Source organism: Sphingomonas sp. (genome assembly GCF_042096255.1).
Taxonomy (GTDB): domain Bacteria; phylum Pseudomonadota; class Alphaproteobacteria; order Sphingomonadales; family Sphingomonadaceae; genus Sphingomonas.
Map to the genome: position 1 here is coordinate 1 of NZ_JBELLZ010000141.1, position 5,732 is coordinate 5,732.

The window sequence follows — 5,732 nt, forward strand, 5'->3', positions numbered from 1 at the left end:
GACACGCGCGGCACCGGCATCATGAACCGGCTGTTCGAGAAGTACGGCCCGCACAAGGGCAAGATCGAGGGCCGCAAGAACGGCGTCCTCATCTCGAACGGTGCCGGCGAGGCGCAGGGCTATGCTTTGGGGCCGCTGGAGGAGCGCGGCATCCTATTCGTCGGCCATGGCGAGGCGCTGTACGAGGGCATGATCATCGGCGAGAACGCCAAGACGGATGACCTGGAGGTCAATCCGATGAAGGCGAAGCAGCTGACCAACTTCCGCGCATCGGGCGGCAAGGACGATGCGATCCGCCTCACTCCGCCGAAGAAGATGACGCTGGAGCAGGCGATCGCATACATCGACGACGACGAGATGGTCGAGGTGACGCCCAAGAACATCCGCCTGCGCAAGCGCTTCCTCGACCCACACGAGCGCAAGCGGGCGAGCCGCGCGAAGGTGGCGGCCTGACGGCTCGCCCCGGCCTGCCGCGTGCGGACCGGGGCGCTTGACCTTCATTTGGCCCGATTCGAAACGCGCCTCTCCGGCCCGCCGAAGGGAGATCATGTTCCAGTGCGCATGATCTCCCGGACTGGCCATCGGCCGGGGGCGTCCACAGTCAGACGCTTGATCCCCTTCAAGGCGGAACTGTCCGTCAGAACAGCGCCACGTCCAGCGCCGCATGCCAGCCATGCGCCGCGACGAACGGCAGTTCCGGGCGCGGGGCGGCATCCGCCCCGAACGCCACCGGTGGCATCGCTGAGTCCGCGGTGAGACCCGGGTCCGGCACTGCCGGTGCGGCGGGCAGGTCCGCGTCAAGCACAGAGGCCGCGCCATTCGGCGCATAGCCGGCGAAGTTCGCAGCGGTGAACGCGCCCGGCTTGGTGTCGAGGAAGGTGACCAGCGTCGCCCAGGCGTCGCCGCCGCCGTCGCGATCGGCCTGGAGCAGCGTGTTCGCGCCCGCCTTGACCAGGCGCAGGTGACCGTCGCCGAACGGATTGCCCGCTAGGCCGATCAGCGCGCCCCCGGACAGCCAGTTGCTCAGGTTGAGCACATCGCCGTTGGCGCCGGTGGCGAAGTCGGTCACCGTGATCGCGCCGGCGGCGCGGAAGGCGCCGTTGGTATAGGCCAGCGACAGCGTGTCCACGTCGCCGCCCAGCGTCACCCGCACGGTGCCGCCCAGCGAGTCGATGCTGACGAAATCGCGGCCGCTGCCGGAACTGATCGTCACCGTGCCGCCGCCGGTCTCGTAGATCGCATCGGCGTCGGCGCCGCCGATCAGCGCCACCGTGTCGATGTAGCGCGCGCCGCCGGCATATTGCAGCGTGTCGACACCCGCGCCACCGTCCAGCCGCACGATGGCCGGGTTCGGGATGCCGGTGGTGGCATAGGGATCGACATAGGCGTAGAGATAGTCGCTGCCGCCGTTGCCCGAGAGCGTCACGTCGCCTAGCCCGCCGTTGTAGCCGTAATTGTAGCTGTAGATGCTATTGGCGCCATCATCGCCCGATACGGTCACGTTCACGTCATACTGGTTGGAAACGTACACGTCCTCGATGCCGCTCAGCGTGTCCCAGCCGGCGCAGATCGTGTTCTGCTGGCGTCCCTGGATGGCGAGGTTGACGACCAGGTCGTCCTGGAAGCCGGTGAAGTCGGCGCGGTCGATGCCGGCGCCGCCGTCGAGTACGTCGGCACTGGCCCCGCCGCCGAGCACGTCGTTCTGGTCGCCGCCGCGCAGCACGTTGCGGCCGCTGCCGGCGAACAGCCGGTCCTGCCCGGCACCACCGGTGATCTCGTCGTCGCCGGCGCCGCCGTAGAAGGTGAGGGCCTCCACGCCGGTCACCGAGCCCGCGGCGCGCCCGCCGATCGTCACCGCGTTGACCTTATCGACCTTGCTGATGTCCAGCGTCGTTCCCGCACGCGTGGCGACCAGGTGGTAGGTGTCGAAGCCGGCGCCGCCGTCGACGATCTCGTTGCCGCCGTCGGTGCTGGAGTTGTAGTTGTAGCTGAAGCCGGAGGGTGTCTGCGCCACCGCAGAATAAGCGATGCCGCTGAACAGCAGGTCGTCGCCGGCGCCGCCGTTCAGGCGATCGTTGCCGCGGCCGCCGATCAGGAAGTCCTCGCCGTCGCCGCCGTTCAGGACGTCGTTGCCGCCCTTCGCCAGCGTGTCATAGCCGTTGTAGTCTCCGTACAGGATGTCGCGCCCGGCGCCGCCGGTCAGCGTGTCGTCGCCGGCATTGCCGATCAGCGTGTCATCCTGCGCGGTGCCGGTCAGCGTGTCGGCACCGGTGCCGCCGGTCTTCACCACGCCCGGCGTCGGCGACAGGCCGGCGAAGTTCGCCGCGACGAAGCTGTCGGGCGCGGTATTCTGGAAGATCACCAGCGTCGCCCAGTCGTGGGCGGTGCCGGCACCGTCGCGGTCGACCTGCAGCTGGGTGGCGCGGCCAGCCCTGACCAGCCGCAGATGGCCGTCGGCGAACGGGTTGGTCCCGAACACGAAGTTCAGAAGCGCGCCGCCGTAGAGCCAGCTGGAAAGGTTCAGCGTGTCGCCGCCGACGCCTGTCGCAAAGTCGGTGACGGTGATCGATCCGTCCGCGCGGAAGCTGCCGAGGGTAGAGTTCAGCGTCAGCACGTCCGCCTCGCTGCCCAGCGCGATCGTGTACTGCGCACGCAGCGTATCGATGGTGACCGCGTCGCTGCCCGCGCCGCCGCGAACCGTCATCCGCCCGCCGCCGAAGAAGGCGAAGATCGTGTCGCTGGCATCGCCCCCGTCCAGCGTCACCGCGTCGGTGGTGCTGCCGGCCGCATTGTAGCGCAGGATGTCGCTGCCCGCGCCGCCCGAGATGTTGATCACGGCGGCCGATCCGGTGTTGCGATAGGTGTTGAGCTGGTCGTTCCCGCTGCCGCCGGTGAGGATCAGGTCGCCCGCGCCGCCGTTCGCGTTGAGGGTGGAGCCCGTGGCGGCGGCGGTCAGCGAGACCTTGCCCGCCCCCGCATAGACCGTGACGATCTCGATCCCGATCAGCGTGTCCGTGCCCGCCGCGCCGGTGTCCTGGGCGCTGCCCTGGATCCGCAGGTCCACGCTCAGCGCCGTGGCGTCGAATGGCGAATAGGTGACCGTGTCGATGTCGGCGCCCCCGTCGAGCACGTCGTTGCCCGCGCCCCCCGTCAGCACATCCGCACCGCCGCCGCCGGTCAGCCGGTCGTCGCCGTTGTTGCCGCTCAGCATGTCCAGATCCGATCCGCCGGTGATCCGGTCGTCGCCGCTGCCCGCCTGGACGCTGATCTGCTCGATCCCGGTGAGCGAGCCGGTGTTGCGCCCGTTCTCCAGGATCCGATTGGTGCGGGCGGGATCGCTGTTGTCGATCACGATCGTGCCCGTCCGGTCGGCGAGGCCGATATAGGCAAGGTCGCGGCCCGCACCGCCGTTGTAGGTTTCCTTGCCGCTATGGTTCATGTCGACCGAGAAGTTGTAGGTCTGGTACGTGGGGTTGAACGTGACGAAGCTGGCGTCGCCGCCGGCCAGAATGTCGTCTCCGTCGCCGCCGTTCAGCGTGTCGTCGCCGCCTCCGCCCACCACGAAATCATTGCCGGCGCCGCCGCTCAGCGTGTCCGATCCCGCCTTGACCGCAACGCTGCCGTCACCGTCGCCGAACAGGATGTCGAAGCCGTCGCCGCCGTCGATCGTGTCGGCGCCGCCGAGCCCGATCAGCCGGTCGTTGCCCCCCAATCCCAGGATCGAATCCTTGCCCGTCGATCCGCGCAGTTCGTTATCGTTCTCGTCGCCCCTGTACTTGCCCATGATCGCCCCCCGACTGATGTCGGCGCGACGTTACCTTCCGGCGGTCTGCTTTCAACAGGTAAAACGTACGGCATTGATAGGCCGTGATTTGTCACTGCTTCGCGCGGCTCCACCTCAGCGCGCGAGCGCGTCGTCGCTGACGAACATATTGTGGCGGCGCTCGTGCGCGAAGGTGCTCGGCTTGCCGTGGCCGGGGATGAAGGCGGTCTCGTCGCCGAGTGGCCACAGCTTGGTGACGATCGACTCGACCAGTTGCTGGTGGTTGCCACCGGGCAGGTCGCTGCGCCCCACCGAGCCCTGGAACAGCACGTCGCCGACCTGCGCGAACTTCGAGGGCGGGTGGTGGAAGATCACGTGCCCCTGGGTGTGGCCGGGGGTGTGGTACACGTCGAGCGTCAGCTCGCCGACCGTCACGGTGTCGCCCTCGACCAGCCAGCGGTCGGGCTCGAACGGCACGCCCTCGATCCCCCAGTTGCGGCCATCGTCGGCAAGGCGCGCGAGCCAGAAGCGGTCGTCCTCGTGCGGGCCCTCGATCGGCACGCCGTAGCGGTCCGCGACCGGCTTCGCCGCGCCGGCGTGGTCGATATGCCCGTGGGTCAGCAGCACCTTCTCCACGGTGAAACCGGCCTGTGTGACCGCCCCGGCGATCCGCTCGACGTCGCCACCGGGATCGACGATCGCGCCGCGGTTGGTCGCGGTGCACCAGATCAGGGTGCAATTCTGCTCGATCGGGGTGACGGGCACGATGGCGGCGCGCAGGGGCGGGTTGCTCATGCGGGCGGGGATAGGCCGGGCCCGTCGCGGCGGCAATCGGGGTTGCGGCGCGGGCGTGCGCGTGCATGACGGGTGCGATGCGGCTCGACGCGCCCTGCCTGCTGTTCGACGATGCGCGCCCCGGCGGCGCGGCGGCGCGGCTGTATCGCGATCCGCTGCACGTGATCGAAGCGTGGACGGTCGCCGAGGTGGCGCCGGCGCTGGCGGCGGTGCGGGTGGCGCTGGCGGAGGGGCGGCATGTCGCGGGGTTCCTGTCCTATGAGGCGGGCGGAGCATTCGAGGCGGGGGTGCCGGCTGGCCGGGTGACGACGCCGCTGCTGTTGTTCGGCGTGTTCGAGAGTTTCGAGACGGTGGCAGATGTCGGCGCGATGCTGCCCGATCCCGCGGGGACCTGGGCCGGCGCGCCCCAACCCGAAGTATCCCGCGCAAACTATGACGCGATGATCGCGCGGGTGCGTGCGCTGATCGAGGCAGGGGACGTCTACCAGACGAACCTCACCTTTCGCGCGCATGTGCGGTTCGAGGGCGATCCCGCGGCGCTCTATGCGCGGCTGCGCGGCGCCGCGGCGGCCGGGTGGGGCGCCTATGTCGACACCGGGCGGGACCGGCTGCTGTCGCTGTCGCCCGAACTGTTCTTCGCGCTCGACAAGGGCCGGCTGACCTGCCGGCCGATGAAGGGCACGGCGCCGCGCGCTGCCGACGATGCCGCCGCGATCGCGTCGCTTGCCGCCGACCCGAAGCAGCGCGCCGAGAACCTGATGATCGTCGACCTGATGCGCAACGACCTGTCGCGCGTCGCCGCGCCGGGCAGCGTTTCCGTCCCGGAGTTGTTCGCGGTGGAAAGCTATCCCACCGTCCACCAGATGACCTCCATTGTCACCGCCGATCTGGCGGAGGGGCGGGATGCGGTGGACGTGCTCGCCGCGCTGTTCCCCTGCGGCTCGATCACCGGTGCGCCCAAGGTGCGGGCGATGCAGGTGATCAACGACGTCGAGCGCAGCGCGCGCGGGCCCTATACCGGCGCGATCGGCTGGATCGAGCCGGGCGGCGACGCGCAGTTCAACGTTGCGATCCGCACGCTCCACATCGCCGGTGCGGACAGCCACGCCACGCTGGGTCTGGGCGGCGGCATCGTCGCCGAGCACGACTGGACGCGCGATCAGGCGGGCCTGTT

3 protein-coding genes and 1 pseudogene are annotated in these 5,732 nt (G+C 69.4%); 2 read left to right on the top strand and 2 right to left on the bottom strand.

Annotated elements, in window-relative coordinates; all coding sequences use genetic code 11:
- A pseudogene (locus tag ACFDTH_RS16990) lies at nucleotides 1–453 on the top strand (translational GTPase TypA); the annotation flags it as partial.
- A gap of 184 nt (nucleotides 454–637) precedes the next feature.
- Here the strand turns inward: ACFDTH_RS16990 and ACFDTH_RS16995 are convergent.
- The gene (locus tag ACFDTH_RS16995) at nucleotides 638–3,784 is read right to left on the bottom strand and encodes a beta strand repeat-containing protein (RefSeq protein ID WP_375288746.1); all 3,147 of its coding nucleotides are present in this window, start codon (nucleotides 3,782–3,784) and stop codon (nucleotides 638–640) included.
- A gap of 114 nt (nucleotides 3,785–3,898) precedes the next feature.
- A complete protein-coding gene (locus tag ACFDTH_RS17000; RefSeq protein WP_375288747.1) occupies nucleotides 3,899–4,558 on the bottom strand; it encodes an MBL fold metallo-hydrolase in 660 nt (219 codons plus the stop codon).
- A gap of 65 nt (nucleotides 4,559–4,623) precedes the next feature.
- On the opposite strand from ACFDTH_RS17000, the gene pabB reads away from it, so the two are divergent.
- Nucleotides 4,624–5,732, top strand: a 1,109-nt coding sequence (gene pabB, locus ACFDTH_RS17005) for an aminodeoxychorismate synthase component I (RefSeq protein WP_375288748.1), incomplete at its 3' end; no start/stop codon positions are given.

Coding starts and splice junctions, on each gene's coding strand:
- ACFDTH_RS16995 (WP_375288746.1), bottom strand. CDS start 3,784: ATGGGCAAGTACAGGGGCGACGAGAACGATAACGAACTGCGCGGATCG.
- ACFDTH_RS17000 (WP_375288747.1), bottom strand. CDS start 4,558: ATGAGCAACCCGCCCCTGCGCGCCGCCATCGTGCCCGTCACCCCGATC.